Origin of the sequence: Flavobacterium sp., from assembly GCF_039916025.1 — a bacterium.
Lineage (GTDB): Bacteria > Bacteroidota > Bacteroidia > Flavobacteriales > Flavobacteriaceae > Flavobacterium.
The window spans coordinates 66,450-85,280 of sequence record NZ_JBDSMB010000142.1 but is presented as its reverse complement, the minus strand read 5'-3'; the positions used below and the strand labels follow the sequence as shown (position 1 = coordinate 85,280).

Annotated in this window: 18 protein-coding genes; 17 read left to right on the top strand and 1 reads right to left on the bottom strand. The window is 35.6% G+C overall.

What is annotated here, in order from left to right; genetic code table 11:
• Positions 1 to 60: 60 nt before the first annotated feature.
• Positions 61 to 906, top strand: a complete 846-nt coding sequence (locus tag ABIQ27_RS10675; RefSeq protein WP_348033884.1) for an RteC domain-containing protein — start codon at positions 61 to 63, stop codon at positions 904 to 906.
• Between the two features lie 39 nt (positions 907 to 945).
• Here ABIQ27_RS10675 and ABIQ27_RS10670 read toward each other — a convergent pair whose 3' ends face one another.
• Positions 946 to 1,662 carry a hypothetical protein gene (locus ABIQ27_RS10670; protein ID WP_348033883.1) on the bottom strand — a complete coding sequence of 239 codons (717 nt, stop codon included), beginning with the start codon at positions 1,660 to 1,662 and terminating at the stop codon, positions 946 to 948.
• A 373-nt stretch (positions 1,663 to 2,035) separates the two neighbouring features.
• On the opposite strand from ABIQ27_RS10670, the gene ABIQ27_RS10665 reads away from it, so the two are divergent.
• The 16 genes from ABIQ27_RS10665 (at position 2,036) to ABIQ27_RS10590 (ending at position 18,617) form a co-directional block, all read left to right on the top strand.
• Positions 2,036 to 3,766: an AraC family transcriptional regulator gene (locus ABIQ27_RS10665; RefSeq protein WP_348033882.1), complete on the top strand. Its 1,731-nt coding sequence runs from the start codon at positions 2,036 to 2,038 to the stop codon at positions 3,764 to 3,766.
• A 98-nt stretch (positions 3,767 to 3,864) separates the two neighbouring features.
• Positions 3,865 to 4,152 carry a helix-turn-helix domain-containing protein gene (locus tag ABIQ27_RS10660; RefSeq protein ID WP_348033881.1) on the top strand — a complete coding sequence of 96 codons (288 nt, stop codon included), beginning with the start codon at positions 3,865 to 3,867 and terminating at the stop codon, positions 4,150 to 4,152.
• A 61-nt stretch (positions 4,153 to 4,213) separates the two neighbouring features.
• Positions 4,214 to 5,164 carry a transcriptional regulator gene (locus tag ABIQ27_RS10655; RefSeq protein ID WP_348033880.1) on the top strand — a complete coding sequence of 317 codons (951 nt, stop codon included), beginning with the start codon at positions 4,214 to 4,216 and terminating at the stop codon, positions 5,162 to 5,164.
• Complete coding sequence (locus ABIQ27_RS10650; protein ID WP_348033879.1) at positions 5,073 to 5,759, top strand: ATPase; 687 nt, start codon at positions 5,073 to 5,075, stop codon at positions 5,757 to 5,759. Before ABIQ27_RS10655 ends, ABIQ27_RS10650 begins: the two co-directional genes overlap by 92 nt.
• 16 nt (positions 5,760 to 5,775) lie before the next feature.
• Complete coding sequence (locus ABIQ27_RS10645; RefSeq protein ID WP_348033878.1) at positions 5,776 to 6,414, top strand: hypothetical protein; 639 nt, start codon at positions 5,776 to 5,778, stop codon at positions 6,412 to 6,414.
• Between the two features lie 127 nt (positions 6,415 to 6,541).
• Positions 6,542 to 6,919 (top strand): hypothetical protein, encoded by a 378-nt coding sequence (locus ABIQ27_RS10640; RefSeq protein WP_348033877.1) that lies wholly within the window; start codon positions 6,542 to 6,544, stop codon positions 6,917 to 6,919.
• A gap of 94 nt (positions 6,920 to 7,013) precedes the next feature.
• The gene (locus tag ABIQ27_RS10635) at positions 7,014 to 7,556 is read left to right on the top strand and encodes a DUF3347 domain-containing protein (RefSeq protein WP_348033876.1); all 543 of its coding nucleotides are present in this window, start codon (positions 7,014 to 7,016) and stop codon (positions 7,554 to 7,556) included.
• Positions 7,557 to 7,602: 46 nt separating this feature from the next.
• Positions 7,603 to 8,121, top strand: coding sequence for an AraC family transcriptional regulator (locus ABIQ27_RS10630; protein WP_348033926.1), 519 nt, complete (start codon positions 7,603 to 7,605; stop codon positions 8,119 to 8,121).
• A gap of 85 nt (positions 8,122 to 8,206) precedes the next feature.
• Positions 8,207 to 10,738 carry a heavy metal translocating P-type ATPase gene (locus ABIQ27_RS10625; protein ID WP_348033875.1) on the top strand — a complete coding sequence of 844 codons (2,532 nt, stop codon included), beginning with the start codon at positions 8,207 to 8,209 and terminating at the stop codon, positions 10,736 to 10,738.
• A gap of 72 nt (positions 10,739 to 10,810) precedes the next feature.
• A complete protein-coding gene (locus ABIQ27_RS10620; RefSeq protein WP_348033874.1) occupies positions 10,811 to 11,254 on the top strand; it encodes a DUF6799 domain-containing protein in 444 nt (147 codons plus the stop codon).
• Between the two features lie 203 nt (positions 11,255 to 11,457).
• Positions 11,458 to 12,036 carry a DUF3347 domain-containing protein gene (locus tag ABIQ27_RS10615; protein ID WP_348033873.1) on the top strand — a complete coding sequence of 193 codons (579 nt, stop codon included), beginning with the start codon at positions 11,458 to 11,460 and terminating at the stop codon, positions 12,034 to 12,036.
• 1 nt (position 12,037) lies between these two features.
• Positions 12,038 to 12,499 (top strand): heme-binding domain-containing protein, encoded by a 462-nt coding sequence (locus ABIQ27_RS10610; RefSeq protein ID WP_348033872.1) that lies wholly within the window; start codon positions 12,038 to 12,040, stop codon positions 12,497 to 12,499.
• Between the two features lie 70 nt (positions 12,500 to 12,569).
• Complete coding sequence (locus ABIQ27_RS10605; protein ID WP_348033871.1) at positions 12,570 to 15,524, top strand: multicopper oxidase domain-containing protein; 2,955 nt, start codon at positions 12,570 to 12,572, stop codon at positions 15,522 to 15,524.
• A gap of 128 nt (positions 15,525 to 15,652) precedes the next feature.
• Entirely contained in the window at positions 15,653 to 17,827 is a 2,175-nt protein-coding gene (locus ABIQ27_RS10600; protein WP_348033870.1) for a TonB-dependent receptor, read from the top strand.
• Positions 17,828 to 17,967: 140 nt separating this feature from the next.
• A complete protein-coding gene (locus ABIQ27_RS10595; RefSeq protein ID WP_348033869.1) occupies positions 17,968 to 18,156 on the top strand; it encodes a DUF6428 family protein in 189 nt (62 codons plus the stop codon).
• 116 nt (positions 18,157 to 18,272) lie between these two features.
• Entirely contained in the window at positions 18,273 to 18,617 is a 345-nt protein-coding gene (locus ABIQ27_RS10590; RefSeq protein ID WP_348033868.1) for a hypothetical protein, read from the top strand.
• The last annotated feature ends 214 nt before the right edge of the window (positions 18,618 to 18,831 follow it).

The following is an 18,831-nucleotide window of genomic DNA, read 5'->3' as shown; positions in this document are numbered from 1 at the left end:
TATTTGTTTACAACACACTACACGGATAGATTTGCTTCTGTCAACTCAAAAGCATAGCAAATGAAATTGTTTTCCGAAACATTAAAGACAGAATTAAACAATCAGTTAAAAGTAATCAATCATGAATCTGAGAACAAAGTAAGTTGCACTGAGCAAAGCATAAAAGCAGCAATAGGCGTTTTAGAAAAACTTAAAACTCATTTCATAAAGCATAAGTTCCAATCTAAAACAGATGAAATAGATTTCTTTCGGAACATCAAACCTCAATTCGCAGCCAAACTCATTTACTTCAATGAAATCTACAACATAGAAACGAACAAACCTTTCGATTCCGAAAAAGCACTGCGAAAATACTATAAAACCGAACTAGGCAAACTCGCTGCCTTCTTCAATACTAATTTAGAATTTTACAAGTATTACCGTACTGGCAGCACTCACCTTGATAATAAGTATTTCATACGTGGTAAATATGATGTAAAACTAACATTGGATAGCTTTTATTTCCAGGCTGATAGTCGTTTTTCAACATCACACGATTACAAAGTTGCAATGATTCTGGCAAATGATATGATAAAAATCTTTATCGAAGAGCAGCTTACAAAATTGGACACTCCAAATGAAATCCTTCCAAAAGAAAAAGACACTACAACCAATAAAAAATGGACCGGCTCCAAAGTAGCATTAATCGAACTAATTTATGCCTTGCATGCTGAAGGTGTTTTCAATAATGGCACATCAGAACTCAAAGAAGTAGCAAACATCTTTGAAATTGCATTTGATGTTGATTTAGGGCAGTTCAACAGAACATTTCTCGAAATCCGTGCAAGAAAATCTGAAAGAACGAAGTTCCTAAATACCTTAAAGGAAAAACTCATACTACGCATGGATGATGCAGACGAAAATTAAAAATCCCTCTCCAAAGGAGAGGGATTTAGGGCGAGGTATCTAATTCTGTGCTATACCGGTCGCAAGTGCCAACGTAACAGCCTTAGCATATCCATCTTCGGCACCTTCAGTAGCGGCAATAATATTCCCAACAAATATTATCCAGTCAGGATCAGTATTCTTTTTGGGCTTCTTTCGGGCCATATAAGTAGAATGTCTAGCAACCGAAGTGGTAATTAACATAATTCTTTTATCATTTGTAGTGAACAAAGGACTAGCAATTATAGTATTCTCGTATTTTACAACAAAGTCACTTAGGACATCGCCGCTAAATTCCGTTGGGAAATATTGGATAAGAGAATTGACAAAATCGGCAAGACTCACTTTGGCAGCAGTTGTCATCGAACTATTTGAAATTATATCAGCAATACAGGTATTCTTATGTTCCAGAATATACTGAACCCTTTGAGGCGCAACAGTCTGGTAATTGGCTCCTTTCATGCTAATGAATGTGTTGTTAGAATTAGCAATAGATTCAACCCTATTGATAATTCCATAAATATCACTTGGAAGGTTTCCGCTAGCATAATAAGTTTCAAATAGATCATCATGAAGCTGTCCAACATTGTCATATGGATTATCATTATTTAAAGGGAATACTTCATTAATTGCCCTGCTGGCAATTGTGTTAGTGTTAACTTCCTGATGAGTATTCAAATCATCGTTACAAGAAGTAAAAAAAGTCAAAATTAGTAGGCATGAATATATTTTTTTCATGGTTGTTAATGTTTTAAAATGTTACTGAAAAGTTTTTTTCAGTTCATTTCGCCCGGGGTAGTCTGAACAGTTGTTATTGGTTTTGCTCATAACAAAAACCATTTGAATTCGAGGCAAAACTAACGGGACATTTAACGTCCCACAAGTCAACAGCTACCCCATTCGGGAATCGAAAATGTTTAATTCCCGAATGAAACACCACATAATTTTAAGTAATTAACAACCTTTCAGACACTTGCATTATATCAGTATATTCCCAATTAAATTGTTTTTTTGAATAGTACTTTTAAGATTATTTTTTTACATTTATTCGCAATTTGTCACCTATCGTATTTTGCTCTGCGAGTACTTTATGCGCGTATAATCCCTAAAAATGAGTCAAAAGAAATTCTTATTGATAGTAGTACTGTTAATTGTAAATTGGACAATGGCACAGTTGCCAAATAGTAATATCGATGACAGCCTTTCGACAAAGGATTTTGATTATTTGAGCAAAGGATTTAGTTCCAATCTAAACAATAGGGTTAGATCAAACATATATGCCCAGGCTTGGTTAAGAAAAGCCAAAGCAGAAAAGAAGAACTATTATCAATTGGCATTGGTATATAAAGCATTAATCCTTAACGCAGATAAGAAATCCCGCCTTGCCTATGCAGACAGTATGATAATATGGGCCAATCGTACTAAAGACATCGAATTAATTGGTTCATCGTATATGACAAAAGGGGTTGTGCATTACGGTCGTATGGAACCTACAAAAGCACTTGACAATTATCTAATTGCTGATAGCTATATAGCACAGATTAACAGTCCATATCTAATTTACAAAGTCAAATATGGCATTGCACAAACAAAGTACTACCTGGGGTTTTATGATGAAGCAATTTCCCTATTAAGAGAGTGCATAGATTTTTTTAAGGAAGAGAATGATCGGGCGTATCTCAACTCACTTCATTGTTTAGGATTGTGTTACAATCATATTGAAAATTACGAATGGTGTACACTAACCAATCAAATGGGAATCGATGAAGGCAAAAGGTTGGAAGATACAGGTATGGAATTCTATTTCATTCATTCTGAAGGTATAAATCAATATTGTAAAGGAAAGTACGGAGCGGCAATTAAAAAATTGACTTCAGCATTGCCGGCTATCATCAATTTGAAAGATTTTGCAAACGAATCAGTGGCATACTACTACATTGGACAATCTTATTGGTCACTAAAACAAAAGGAAAACGCAATTACCTATCTTAAAAAAGTCGATGAAATATTTGAAAAAGAAAAATACATCCGTCCCGATTTGCGAAAAAGCTACGAACGGTTAATCGATTATTATAAAAATCAAAATGATACCAAATCGCAATTATATTACATCAATCAACTTTTAAAAGTGGATCATCTGCTCGGGCAGAACTACAAATACTTATTACAAAAAATTGTCAAAGAATACGATACCAAAGAATTATTAAAATCAAAACAGGATATTGAAAATGCAATGACATTTAGAACAATTATTGGTTTTAGCATCATTATCCTGATGGCGCTTGTTATACTCTATTTGGTAAACCGACATTTCAAGAATAAACACCTGTTTGAAGAACTAATGAAACGTGATACTACCCAACTAAAAACTCTTAAAAGCAACAATGAGGAATTGGTATTGGATGTCGGTGCAAAACAGGAAATCAAAAATCTGCCCAGAAACAATAAACAAACATCACAGGATATAAGCGCCGATATTGAAGCAGGAATTGTGAACAGATTAGAAAAATTTGAAACCAACAAAAAGTACCTCGAAAAGGATATGAACCTAGTTAGAATGGCAACATTGTTGAATACCAATACAAAATATGTTACCAGAGTTATTTTTAAGCACAGGGATAAAGGAACAATTGAATACATAACAGATTTGAAAATAGATTACATCATTCAGGAACTCAAAACAGAAAGCCGGTTCCGTAATTATACCAATAAGGCATTAGGTGATGAAGCCGGATTTAATTCTACTCAAAATTTTACCAAAGCATTCAAAAACAGAACAGGTATTTCACCAACCTACTTTATTTACAAGTTAAAGAAGTCACTATCTGCGAACATTTCTTGATAAATTGACATTTTTTCTTTCACAACTTGTGACCGACTTGTGATTTAAATAAAATCAAACTCCACAATTTTGCACCATAACAATCTAAAACATCAGTTATGGCAATCCAGGTAATTACTAGTGAAGATTTAAACGAATTCCGTACTCTCCTACTCGCTGATTTAAAGGAACTCCTAAAAAATAACCCACAACAAACCAAACAGTGGCTCAAATCCAAAGAAGTTCGTAAACTTCTAAACATTTCCCCTGGTACACTCCAAACGCTCCGTATCAACAAAACCCTCACCTACACCAAAATCGGCGGCATACTCTATTACAACAACGCTGATATTGAAAAACTCTTAACGACCAACAAAGTCACCGCCAATCCAACCCTATTCAAATAACTGTCATACCTCAATTGTCATTCCCGCGAAGGCGGGAAACCATTTGTAATTCGTAATTCTCATGAACTACATAAAACACCTAACAGGCTTTTTCGAAAAAGTGGCTACTGATAGAAATCTTAATCCAACCCATGTAAGTCTATACATGTCGCTCTTTCAATTCTGGAATTGCAATCGGTTCAGAAACCCAATAAGCATTTCGCGCGATGAAATAATGAGAATTAGCAAGATCAGTTCAAAAGCAACCTATCACAAATGCCTGAAAGCATTGCACTCACAGGGTTATATCAAATACGAACCATCCTACAATCCGTTCAAAGGCAGTCATGTCTTTCTATTCAATTTTTCCGATGATTTAAAACCTTTACCAAAAAACACCAGTTCAAATTTTAAACCAGTCAATGAACAAGTTGTGAACAAGTCCTGTACTGGTTCTGAAACAAGTACTGAACAGGTTAATGAACAAGTCGTAGTACCTTATATAAACAATACAAACATTACAAACAATTTAAACATTGAAAACAGTTTAAACTTGGACGAGCAAGCAAAAAAAATTGAAGAAATTAATTCTGATTTTAAAAACCATGTAGCAAATTTTCAAAAAGAAGAAAAAAGTTCCGCCAAAAAAGAAGAAATGCCTGAACAGATATTTGATGAGGAATCGAAAGCGGCTTCTCAGGCATTCGCCGATAGCGCAGAGCGCAACAACACCAGTCGGCAAATACTCGCTAAAACTAAAGTCCCTTCTATTGAGGAAGTCCTTGCGTATTTCAAAAAACAGAAATATCCTGAGCTCGAAGCCAATAAATTCTTCAATTATTTCAAAAGTATTGGTTGGCTTGTCGGAGGCAAAACGCCAATGGCCGACTGGCAGGCAGCAGCCAGAAACTGGATGTTAAACACACCAAAATTCACAACACATGAACGAACACATGAACGAACACATGAACGAACAGATGGGACACGACAGCTGGACACTTCAGCAGGAAAAGACTATTCCGAGCCATTATGATTATAAAGATGTAGTGCAATGGATTGAAAAGAAAGGTGTTGAATTATATGGAAACAGTTTCAGTATAAAAGAAACGGACTATACAGTCATTTATCGGCTGATTGCCTATTTTCTGAACGATGAACAAACTGCTTTTCAGTTCGGAATTAACCTCAGTAAAGGAATTCTATTAGTTGGACCTATTGGTTGCGGCAAAACGTCCATAATGAATATCATGAAATACCTAACTCGGGCTGAACAAAAATTCAGTATCAAACCATGCAGAGAAGTGAGTTTTGAATTTATAAATGATGGTTACGAAGTAATACATAAATACAGCAAGGGAAAGCTATATGAAGCAGATCCAAAAATTTTCTGCTTTGACGATATGGGAGTCGAAAATAACCTGAAATATTATGGCAATGAATGCAACGTAATCGCTGAGATACTATTGAGTCGTTATGATCTTTTCATTAGCAAAAAAATCAAAACTCATATTACATCAAACCTTTCAGCACCCGAAATTGAAACACATTATGGTGCTAGGGTAAGAAGTAGACTTCGGCAAATGGTAAATCTCATTTCTTACGATAAAAATACCAAAGACAAACGTTAATTTATAAATAAACAAAATGAACAAAGCAGCAGAACACTTCTGGTCATGGTTTAACGACCATAAGACTCAATTAAAATCCCTTATGGAACTAAAGGTGAAAGACCAAAAACACTATTTATTTTGGTTAAACTGGCATTTGCATTTCTATGCTCCGGGACTCGAATACATTCTGGTATTCCCAAAACATAAAAATAAGAAAAAGAAAATGCAGCTCCTGATTACAGCAAAAGGCAATCCCGAATATTTCACAAGGGCAATTAATCTGATTAAGGCAGCTCCTTTACTATGGGATTGGAAATTTACCGCATTTATCCAGCCTCGACAGGATTATGATGAGATGGAAGCAGGTTTGGATGAACCATACATTTTTGGTGATATTACATTAAAAACAAGCGAACTCAAATTCACGCCATTCGAATATGATGGTGAGAAAAAAATTGACATGATTGTTTATCTGAAGAATTATACAATTTATTCCCATAACAACAATTTGATGCAGTTGATCTCCATTATGATTCAGGACTTGTTAGGTGAAAAATCATTTTATGAAAACATTAATTTCGTTCAGTTGGCTCAAGCTACAGATGAAGATGATGAATTGATTTGTCTTTATGATTTACAGTTTTATCTTGATGATATAAATAAAAATAGCTAAGAATATGCAAGAGAACCAATTGAGTAATTAATCCTGTAACGTTTCTTTGTGATTTTGTAAATACAATTCTTAAATAAATCGTAATTTTCGCAGAAATTTATATTTTTAGATTAATTTTGATTGTATTATGAAGAAATCCATTGCGATACTATTCCTTTTTATATACCTGACACCTACATTGGGCGTAACGGTATCATGGAGTAAATGCAATAAAAGCAACATGAAGGCAAACAACATTATAAAATGTGTTTGCAAGCCCGGTAAACCAAATAAAAAATGCTGCGATAATAAAAAATATACCTTCAAGTTAAAAGACAACCAGCAAAAAACCGAAGTCATTACTCCAAAACTAGTGAGTTTTTTTGTAATGCCTTCTACTCCAGCATTTCAGATAGATGCCAAATATTCTTTCTCAGAAGTTAAACTGACCTCAACCCATCTTCCGAGACCTCCCAACTTATACCAGCACCCCATTTACCTGCTCAACCAGGTTTTCCTAATTTGATTTTTTAGTTTAAAGTACAGCATCCGGCATTAACATGTTCCGGATAAGGTTGTTTGTTTAAAACCCAATTAATTTTAATCTTAAAAATACAATAATGAAAAATTTCAAAAGAATTATTTTGGCAGCAATGCTGTCATTTTCACTTGCAGGTACTTATGCAATAAATAGTCCTGACCAAAACTTAACCGTAGCAACCCAAGACCAGAATAGTATAATGGTTGATGTGTATTCATCCTATTTTGGTATCAAGGATGCATTGGTAAAATCTGACGGCAAAACCGCTGCTGCGAAAGCTTCTGAACTTACAAAAGCAATTAATGCTCTCTCAATGGATAAAATGAAATCCGAAGAACACACTGTCTGGATGAAAGTAGTTTCAGAACTAAAAGAAGATGCTGAGCAAATTACTGGGACAAACGATGCAAAGAACCAGCGTAATTATTTCGTAACACTGTCTAAAAACATGCACGAAGTGATGAAAGCTTTTCCTGCTGGCGAAACAATATATTACCAAAAATGCCCAATGGCTAACGGCGGCAAAGGGGCAAACTGGCTTAGTAAAGATAAAGCAGTAAAAAATCCATACTACGGAAGTGCGATGCTCACGTGTGGAAGCACAGTTGAAACCTTAAAGTAAGGTTTTGAAACTATATATCAAAAATATGGTGTGTGACCGCTGTAAAATGGTAGTGAAATCCGAGTTAGAAAAATTCGGACTTCACCCTATTACAGTAGAACTTGGTGAAGTAGATATTATTGAAACCTTGAACAAAGAAAAAGTCTCCGAACTAAATGAAGTATTTTTAAGACTGGGTTTTGAATTGATTGATGATAAAAAAAGTCGGGTAATCGAAAAAGTAAAAAATCTTATTATCGATTTAGTCTATTCAAAAAGTAATCTTCTAAAAATCAATTTATCCGAAGCTATAACAACAATCATTGGACAGGATTACAGTTACATCAGTAGTCTCTTTTCACAGCAGGAAAACATTACAATAGAACGTTATTATATTCTTCAAAAAATTGAGCGGGTAAAAGAATTAATTGTTTATGATGAATTATCATTAAGCGAAATCGCATTCCAATTGAATTACAGCAGTACCTCACATTTAAGCAAGCAATTCAAAAAAGTAACTGGTCTGACGCCTACTGATTTTAAGAATCTAAAAGGGCAAAAACGATTGTCAATTGAAAATCTATAAAAGATACACAAAGAATCGATAATTGTACAATAGCAAAGTAGCATATCAGAGTCACCTTTACAGTAAAATTTTAAACTTAACAACTATGGATCATACTTATAAAATTGCAGGAATGACATGTGATGGTTGTCGTTCAAAAGTAGAGAAAACTCTGAATACTATTGCAGGAATTGAAGCCAAGGTTACTTTAAATCCGCCAAGAGCAAAAATCACAATGAACGAACATATTCCTATTGCTGAATTACAAAAAGCTTTAGAAGTCGCAGGAAAGTATACAATTACTGCTGATAATGATGCTGATCTACCACTAAATACAGAAAATGCTACAACAAAATCTTGTTGCAATTCAGCTGCCCATCAAAATAAGGAAACGGTCAATTTAGCCAATAATGCCAACGGGAAATACTATTGCCCAATGCACTGCGAGGGAGAAAAATTATATGACAAAGCGGGCGATTGTCCTGTTTGCGGTATGCATTTAGTACAACAAGTTACTGCATTACAAAATGAACAATTTACTTGCCCAATGCATCCTGAAATTATAACAAATGCTCCGGGTAATTGTCCTATTTGTGGAATGACTTTAGTACCAATGGAACCATCCGCATCCGAAGAACAGAAAACCTATAAAGACCTGCTGTTCAAAATGAAGATTGCAGTAGGGTTTACGGTTCCTGTATTTGCAATTGCTATGATAGAAATGATGCCTAATAATCCATTGGTGCAGCTAATGCCAATAGTTTATTGGAATTGGGTGCAATTATTTTTATCACTCCCCGTGGTTTTTTATGCCTGTTGGATGTTTTTTGTCCGGGCTTGGAAATCAATAATCACTTGGAACCTCAATATGTTTACCCTAATAGGTATTGGTACTGGAGTAGCGTTTATATTTAGTTTAGTTGGAATGTTTTTTCCAAATATTTTTCCAAACGAATTTAAAACAGAACAAGGCACAGTACTCCTCTATTTTGAAGCTGCAACCGTAATTCTAACATTAGTTTTATTAGGGCAATTAATGGAAGCCCGGGCACATAGTCAAACCAGTAGTGCAATTAAAGAACTATTAAAACTAGCACCCACAGAAGCAACTTTAGTCATTGATGGTAAAGACAAAGTAATCTCAATACACGATATTAAAAAAGGAGATTTGTTACGGGTGAAACCCGGAGACAAAATTCCGGTTGACGGAAAAATTACTGATGGAGAAAGTAGTATTGATGAAGCTATGATTACTGGAGAACCTATTCCTGTTGATAAAAAAGTAGATGATAAAGTTATCGCAGGTACTATTAACGGAAACAGATCATTTGTAATGATTGCCGAAAAAGTGGGTTCCGAAACCTTGCTTTCTCAAATCGTTCAGATGGTCAATGAGGCAAGCCGTTCTAAAGCACCGATCCAAAAATTAGCCGACAGTATCGCTAAATATTTTGTTCCTATTGTAGTCATTCTTTCAGTAATTACCTTTTTTGTTTGGGCAAAATTCGGACCTGAACCACGGTTAGTATATGGTTTCATCAATGCTATTGCAGTGTTGATTATAGCCTGTCCTTGCGCTTTAGGATTAGCCACTCCAATGTCAGTAATGGTAGGTGTTGGTAAAGGCGCGCAATCAGGTGTACTCATAAAAAATGCAGAAGTTTTAGAAAAAATGAATAAGGTAAATGTTTTAATAACCGATAAAACAGGAACAATTACCGAAGGAAAACCATCAGTTGAGAAAGTATTTTCAACACAAAATGAGGAGAATGAGTTATTGCAAAATATAGCATCCTTAAATCAATATAGTGAACATCCGTTAGCACAAGCGGTTGTTAATTATGCTAAAACCAAAGAGATTAAATTAATTGAGGTTAAAGATTTTGAAGCAATAACTGGCAAAGGTGCTATAGGAACTGTAACCAATAAAAAAGTGGCAGTTGGCAATAAAAAATTAATGGAGCAGGTCGGTGCTAAAGTTGCTGATGATCTGGAAAGCAAAATTAGCACAGAACAAAAATTAGGAAAAACGGTTTCTTATATCGCAATAGATGGCATTGCAGTTGGCTATGTGTCTATAACAGATGCTATAAAATCAACTAGTATAGCGGCAATCAAAGAATTGATAAGCCAGGGTGTAGAAGTAATTATGCTCACAGGAGATAATGAAAATACAGCAAAAGCAGTGGCTCAGGAATTACATTTAAGTTCCTATAAAGCGAGTTGCTTACCTGAAGACAAACTCAAAGAAATAAAACGCTTGCAAGCTGAAGGTAAAATTGTGGCGATGGCTGGCGATGGTATTAATGATGCTCCTGCATTAGCCCAAGCAGATATTGGAATAGCAATGGGAACTGGAACTGATGTGGCAATAGAAAGCGCGAAAATTACTCTCGTAAAAGGAGATTTACTGGGTATCGTAAAAGCGAAACACCTAAGTCATTCCGTAATGAGAAACATCAAGCAGAATTTGTTTTTTGCCTTCTTCTATAACGTTTTAGGAATTCCAATAGCAGCAGGTGTTTTATATCCCTTTTTTGGAATATTGCTTTCTCCAATGATAGCAGCTTTAGCAATGAGTTTTAGTTCGGTATCAGTGATTGCGAACGCACTGCGATTACGAAGTTTACAACTATAATATTCCGGGCAACAGCGATACTGAAGACCGGGCAACAGCGGTACTGACGAAATTAAATAAATAATATTTATTATGAAAACAAAAAATGCTTTTACAACAGTAGTTACATCATTCTTTACAATGGTGCTTTTCCTAGCGGTTAGCAATGCAAATGCACAAACCAAACCCAAACACCATGCAATGAAAGATTGTTGCATGATGAAAGACGGTAAAATGATGTGTATGAAAGATGGTAAAACAATGCCAATGGACAAAACAATGACCATGAAAAACGGAACTACTTGTATGACCAACGGAGAATGCACTATGAAAGATGGTAAAAAAATGATGATGAAAGAAGGAGATTGTATGGATATGAGCGGTAAAATGTGCAACGACAAAATGAAAATGATGACAAAAAAGAAAACAACAAAAAAAGTAGTTGCTGCTGTTTACACTTGCCCAATGCACCCGGAAGTAGTTGGCATTAAAGGTGGCAAATGCCCTAAATGCGGAATGGATTTAGTGAAAAAATAATTCTTATTTAAAGGTTAAATAGTAATTAAAATTGCTGCGGGAGTAAAATCCTGTAGCAATTATTAATCTAAAAAGTGTACTCACTATAATCTTTCAATATGAAAAAAACATTAAATATTCTAAAGTGGATTTTCAAAAAAATATTCATAAAAAAATGTTGCCAATAGCAGTATAATTGATAACAAATTAAAAAATATAATAAAATGAAAAATATAATTATTTCAGCCATAGTAATGGCGTTCTTATTGGTTTCTTGCAATCAAAAAACCAAAGAAAGTGACGCTACAACTACTGAAAAAGCAACAACAGAACCAGTTAAAGAAGCAGCGACAACCGAAGCTGCACAGGCCACGTTTTCTATAAACGAACTAGTGAGTAATTATTTGGCTCTAAAAAATGCCTTGACCAAAGACGATACAAAAGGTGCATCAACTGCAGGAAAAACATTATATGCTACTTTCAATGCAGTAAATGTAAACTCAATCGATGCTAAAAATAAAAAAGACTATCTTGATATTGCTGATGATGCCAAAGAACATGCTGAACATATTGGTGATAATGGTGGCAATATTCCACATCAAAGAGAGCATTTTGTGCTTTTAAGCAAAGATATAAGCGATTTGATTAAAACTTTTGGAGCAACACAAAAATTATATCAGGATTATTGCCCTATGGCAGACGATGGCAAAGGTGCAATCTGGATTAGTGAATTCAAAGAAATAAAAAACCCATACGAAGGCAGTAAAATGCTGACTTGTGGATCGGTCAAAAAAGAACTTTAAAATGAAAAAGGCGATTAGGAAAATAGCGCTCGGAGGATTAATCCTTTTTGTGCTGATTCAGTTCTACCAGCCTGCCCGTAATATAAACGGGCAGGTTTCGCCTGCTCATATCGAAAAAGTGTACAGTATGCCACTAACGGTTTCAAACATACTGCATACATCCTGCTATGATTGCCACAGCAATAATACCAATTATCCCTGGTACTCTTATATACAGCCTGCTCGTGCATTTTTGGACAGTCATATAACAGAGGGAAAAAAAGAGTTGAACTTTAGCGAGTTTGGGAATTATTCCAATCGCAAACAGGAAAGTAAATTGCGGGCAATTGCCAAACAAGTAAGCTCCGGTGAAATGCCATTGAATTCATACACAGCAATGCATAAAAATGCTATGCTGAGCGAGTTGCAAAAAAAAGCATTGGAAGATTGGATATCCGAATGCCTCAACTCAAACACCGAATAATTATCACATCACAGTAAGCTGAAATCGCACAGATGAAAGCAAAGCTAAATCAAATGAAAAAATAAATCCCATGAAAAAAATAGTAATTGTGTTGCTTTTGTTCATGTTTTCTGTATCTCAGGCGCAGGATATGAAGAATATGAATATGAACAAGGAATCAGACAAAGAGGTTCAGCAGGTAACCTACACCTGCCCAATGCATCCCGAAATACACGCTTCCAAACCCGGAAACTGTCCCAAGTGCGGCATGAAGTTGGTCAAAGAAAAGCCAAAGCCAAATGTAGCTAATCCAAAAGCTGCTACTAAACAATCATCCACTAAAACATCGCCCGTTAAAGCAAAGACAGAAGCCACAGCAACCATTTACACTTGTCCAATGCATCCCGAAGTTCAGTCAGCAAAGCCTGGCAATTGTCCAAAGTGCGGAATGAAACTTGTAAAAAAGGCAAGGAGTGAATCAAAGGAAGAATCAAAGACAGTAGATAAAACCCCACAAGCTACCGTAACCAAAGAAGATGCTTCACAGCCCTTGTCTTATACCTGCCCTATGCATCCTGAAATCCACTCAGACAAACCGGGTAACTGTCCTAAATGCGGCATGAGGCTGGTCAAAGAAAAGCTAAAGGAGGATACAGATAAAAGTATGGATGATATGCATTCAGGAATGGATATGGATAACCAGGATGAATTAAGCCAAAATATAAAAAAAGCCAAAGCAAACCTTGGTCCCATTAAAACAAGTATTTCTTCGGCTTCACCAAAAACAGTTCGTTATGACCTGCATATTCGTGATACCTTGGTAACATATGGAAAAAAAACAAAAAGAGCAATTGCCGTAAATGGACAGATTCCTATGCCAACGCTCACTTTTACTGAAGGTGATATTGCAGAAATCCATGTTTACAATGAACTCGATGAAGAAACTTCATTGCACTGGCACGGATTGTTTTTACCAAACCGGATGGACGGAGTGCCGTTTTTGACTCAAATGCCAATTAAACCCCATTCAGAATACTTGTATAAATTTCCAATTGTACAGCATGGTACTCATTGGTATCACAGTCATAGTAAACTGCAGGAACAGATTGGAATGTATGGTGCTTTTATTATGAACAAAAAGAAAGAATGGAACATCCCTACAATCCCCATTGTGATTAGCGAATGGACTGATATGAAACCGGAAGAAGTACATCGCAGCCTGCGTGGGGCGACTGACTGGTTCGCGATTAAAAAAGGGACTACGCAAAGTTATGTCGAAGCGATAAAATCAGGACACTTTAAAACCAAAGTTACCAATGAATGGAAGCGCATGAATGCAATGGACGTAAGCGATGTGTATTATGAAAATTTCCTTATCAACGGTAAGAACCAAAACGAGCAGCCCCAATTTAAAGCGGGAGACAAAGTCAGGCTGCGAATCGCTAATGGAGGTGCATCAGATTATTTCTGGCTCACTTATGCAGGTGGGAAAATAACAGTAGTGGCAACCGACGGAAATGATGTCGAACCTGTTGAGGTAGACAGATTGATTATTGCTGTATCTGAAACCTATGATGTAGTAGTAACCATCCCGGAAAACAAAAGTTATGAATTTTTGGTTACACCGGAAGATCGAACAAAATCTGCATCTCTTTGGTTAGGAACTGGCGAAAAAGTTCCGGCAGTAAAGCTGCCTACACTCAAATATTTCGCAGGTATGAAAATGATGAATGAAATGATGGACATGAAAGGCAATATGATTGAGATGGACGGAATGAAAATGCAGAATCAGGAAATGGACATGAACACCGTGATGTATCCTGAGATTACCGGTCCTGAAAATCCGAAAGAGGAATCCACTATGGAAAAAGATGAAATAAAAGACAAGGCCATGCAGAATATGCCTATGGATAAAGGCAAGGAAATGCAGATGAGCGGCCATCAGCACAGCATGGCAGGCATGGATGCAGATAGCAATACTGATTTGGTGACACTAAATTATGCAATGCTTAAAGCTCCCGAAAAAACAAAACTGCCTGAAGGCCCTTGGCGGGAGTTGAAGTTTGACCTTACTGGTAATATGAATAGATATGTATGGAGCCTTGATAATAAAGTTGTATCTGAGACCGATAAGATCATGATCAAAAAAGGTGAAAATCTTCGCATAGTTCTTTTTAATAATAGTATGATGCGGCATCCGATGCACCTTCATGGTCATGACTTCCGTGTCCTTAATGGGCAGGGTGATTATGCTCCAATGAAAAATATAATCGATATCATGCCAATGGAGCGCGACACCATAGAATTTGCAGCTACAGAACCTGGCGGAGATTGGTTTTTTCACTGCCATATTTTATACCACATGATGAGCGGAATGGGCAGGGTTTTCAGTTATGAGAACTCAGCTCTAAACCCTGATTTACCCGATGCTAAAGTAGCAAAACGAGGGCTGAATTCAGACGACAGAAAATTTCACTTAATGGGCACTGTCGGAGTTGAAACTAATGGTACTGATGGTGAAATTATGTTGGCACAAACCCGATGGGTAGCCAGCAGTCTTTGGCATTTAGGATATCACGATATGCATGGCTATGAAAGCGAAACAACAATAGGTCGTTACGTGAGTCGTATGCAATGGTGGTTTCCTTATGTAGGATTTGATTACCACTATAAGACTGAAGGTATGTTCCAAAAGAATTTTTTTGATTTGGATGGTAGCGTCAGGAACATTTTTGGTAGCGAGGAAAGGAATTGGTTTGGGCAAAAAAGTAATAAAGATAATAGAAAGACAATCACAGCAGGTGTGGCTTACACTTTGCCAATGTTATTTATTGCTGATGCAAGAATAGACAGTGATGGTAAATTTCGTTTCCAGTTCAGCCGCGATGATATTCCCGTTTCAAGTCGTTTGCGTTTCAATATGATGATCAATACCGACAAAGAATATATGGCTGGTTTCCGTTATATTCTTACCAAATACATTTCAGCCTCCACGCACTATGACAGCGACATGGGGATTGGTGTTGGGATAACTTTAATGTATTAAAATAAATAGCAATTTACAATTAAGATTTATTCTAAATAATTTGCATAGCAAAATAAAGAGATTACTTTTGCATCGTTATTTTTATTAAATCTAAATTAAGTAAACTAAATCATTTTAATCACATACCAATGACCTTTAAAAGAATATTTTTTATCCCGTTAATTTTAATAGTAAGTCCGTTCGCTAATGCACAAACCAAAGATAGTATAACTGTTTTAAAAGAAGTAATTATTAAAGACTTCAAAACGGTTAATGGGGTTGGACATCTGCCGGAAACTAAAAATGGAATTATCTACGCTGGAAAAAAAAATGAAATTATCCTTGTCGATAGCCTGGATGCGAATAAAGCCATTAATAATACTAGACAAATTTTAGGTAGAATTCCTGGGTTAAACATTGTAGAAACTGAAAGCGGCGGTTTTACTGCCAACGGTATAGCTACTCGTGGTCTAAATCCTGTCCAGAGTATCGAAATGAATACACGTCAAAACGGATACAACATCAGTGCCGACATATACGGCTATAACGAATCTTATTTTCTACCACCAATGGAGGCAGTAAATAGAATCGAGATGGTTCGAGGTGCTTCTTCACTCCAATTTGGCTCTCAGTTTGGTGGGCTAGTTAATTATGTTGTTAAAGAAGTTCCAAAAAATATCCCATTTGAATTTGTAACTTCTCAAACTTTAGGAAGTTTTGGCATGTACAATTCCTTTAACTCCGTTGGAGTTAATTATAAAAAAATCAGTTACTACGGATTTCTCCAATACCGATATATTGATGGTTACAGACCTAACAGCCAGCAATCGCAACTTTCGGGCTATGGAAAAATACAGTACAATTACTCAGACAAATTAAACTTTGGAGTAGAATATTCCCTGTTACGTAACAAATTGAAAATGCCCGGAGGACTAACCGATGCACAATTTAACGACGACCCAAGACAATCTACTAGATCACGAAATTGGTTGAACAGTCCATGGAATATTGTAACAGCTTATGCAAATTACACGCCTTCGGCAAGTACTACAATTAGTTTAAAATCTACATATTTGTTTAGCCATCGTTCGTTAGTTTGGAGAAATGAAGATGGTGGCGCAAGTGCCATTGATGAAATAGATCCAGCTACCAATCAATATGTGCCTCGGGAGGTAGGCAAAGAAGACTTTAATAATTCAACAACAGAATTACGCATTGCACAAGAATATAATTTAGGAAACATCAAATCAACGCTTGCAGGTGGAGTTCGTTTTAGTTATGGTTGGTTCAAACGTTTAGGCGGTGGGGAAGGAACAACAGGTAGTGATTTTGATTTGTCAATATCTGGTAATTGGGGATACAATTTAGATTTTACAACTACTAATCTTGCACCATTCGTTGAAAACATTTTTAGAGTAGGTAAAAAATTAACCATAACACCTGGCTTTAGATTTGAATACCTTCATAGCACTGCAAAGGGAACCAAAACAGTAGATGATGTATTACAAACAGCTAATGAAAGTCGCAATCGATACATTCCATTAGTTGGCTTAGGATTAGAATACAAAGCTTCGAAAAACACTAACATCTACGGAAATATTAGTCAAGCATATCGTCCAATAGATTACGGACAGTTAGAGCCATTTGGAGTGACCTCAAAAATTGACCCTAATCTAAAAGATGCATCAGGTTATAATGCTGATTTAGGATATAGGGGAACCATTAAAAATTATTTAAATTTTGATATTGGCGGGTTCTATTTGGCTTACAACAATAGGATTGGAACAATTCTAAAAAACGATCCAATAACAAATGAAGAATATACATTAAGAACTAATGTAGCCAATAGTGCACACAAAGGAATTGAAAGTTATATAGAATTCAACCTGATAAAATTCTTCAATCAAAAATCAGAATATGGATTAAGTCTTTTCAATTCTTTTGCCTATGTTGATGCAAAATATACCAGTGGAGAATTTAAAGGAAAACGAGTTGAAACTGCCACAAGAATAATTAATCGTGTAGGTCTAATTTTTAATACCAAAAAATTTTCAACTACTTTTCAAGTAAATTCAGTTGGTGATGCTTTCGGTGACGCAACAAATACCAAAGTAAGTGATGATGCTATTGCAGGTTATATTCCTGCCTATACTGTACTAGATTTAAGCGCAACCTATAAAATCAAAAACTTCACATTAAAATTGGGAGCTAATAATTTAACCGATAAACAATATTTTACTCGAAGAACAGATGAATATCCTGGTCCTGGAATTATTCCCGCTGTTGGAAGAAGCTTCTATGCTGGTTTTACAGCTAAATTTTAAAATATCTATTTATAATTTTTATGTTTTGTTTTAGAATACTTAAGGCTTCATTAATTATATAATGAGGTTTTTTGTGTAGAAATTATTGTGTGAAAAAATTAACTATAAAATAATTGTTTTTAATCATAAAATCTAAAAAAATGAACTTATCAGAAATAAAAAAAACATTTAGATACAGGGAGACAATAAACTTTATATTAGAAAATGGAGCAACTGTTCCGGAACATTTTCATGTTACAGAAGTAGGAATAATTTCAAAACGCTTTATTGACTGTGGCGGGATTCCGCTATATTCGCGGAAAATACATTTCTACATCTACCCATTATGACAGCGACATGGGGCTTGGCGTGGGTGCAGCTTTCACATACTAGACTAACGGGAAGAGTTTTAACACTTGCTCTTGGCTAACTCTAAAAAAAATTAATAACTTCGTTAAAAAAAAATATGAAATATAAATTATCAATCACACTTCTAATCGCGGCCGTAGCTTTCATTAGTTGCAATAACTCAGACGATTCAGAGACAGAAGATGTAGCAGCTGCGACAATTATGAATGAATCATTAGCTAAGATGGGTGCGGAAAATGATTCTTTGGTAATTCACCATGCGGGTCCATTATATCACCATCATGACAGTATTTTTCACCATCATGATTCCATTTATGTACATGAGCATATAATTTATCATCATGGGGATACCATTCACCACCACGATGGTACACATCATAATGAGGACCAGCATCATCAGCATGATTCAATAGTAATCTCACACCACAATATTGCTCATTAATTGATTTTGAGCTTAACACTATTTAGATGCATGAAAATCATGCATCTTTTTTTATAGATAGCGGGTATGATATTTATTGTAATATTTCACTATTAAATTAAACTCATCATGGGGCATCAAAACAGAACACTTTACAGAATTGCAAAATGACTTAGCAGTAATAACTAAAGCATTACACCATCCATTTAGCAACACTCTCTTCTCTGAATAATAA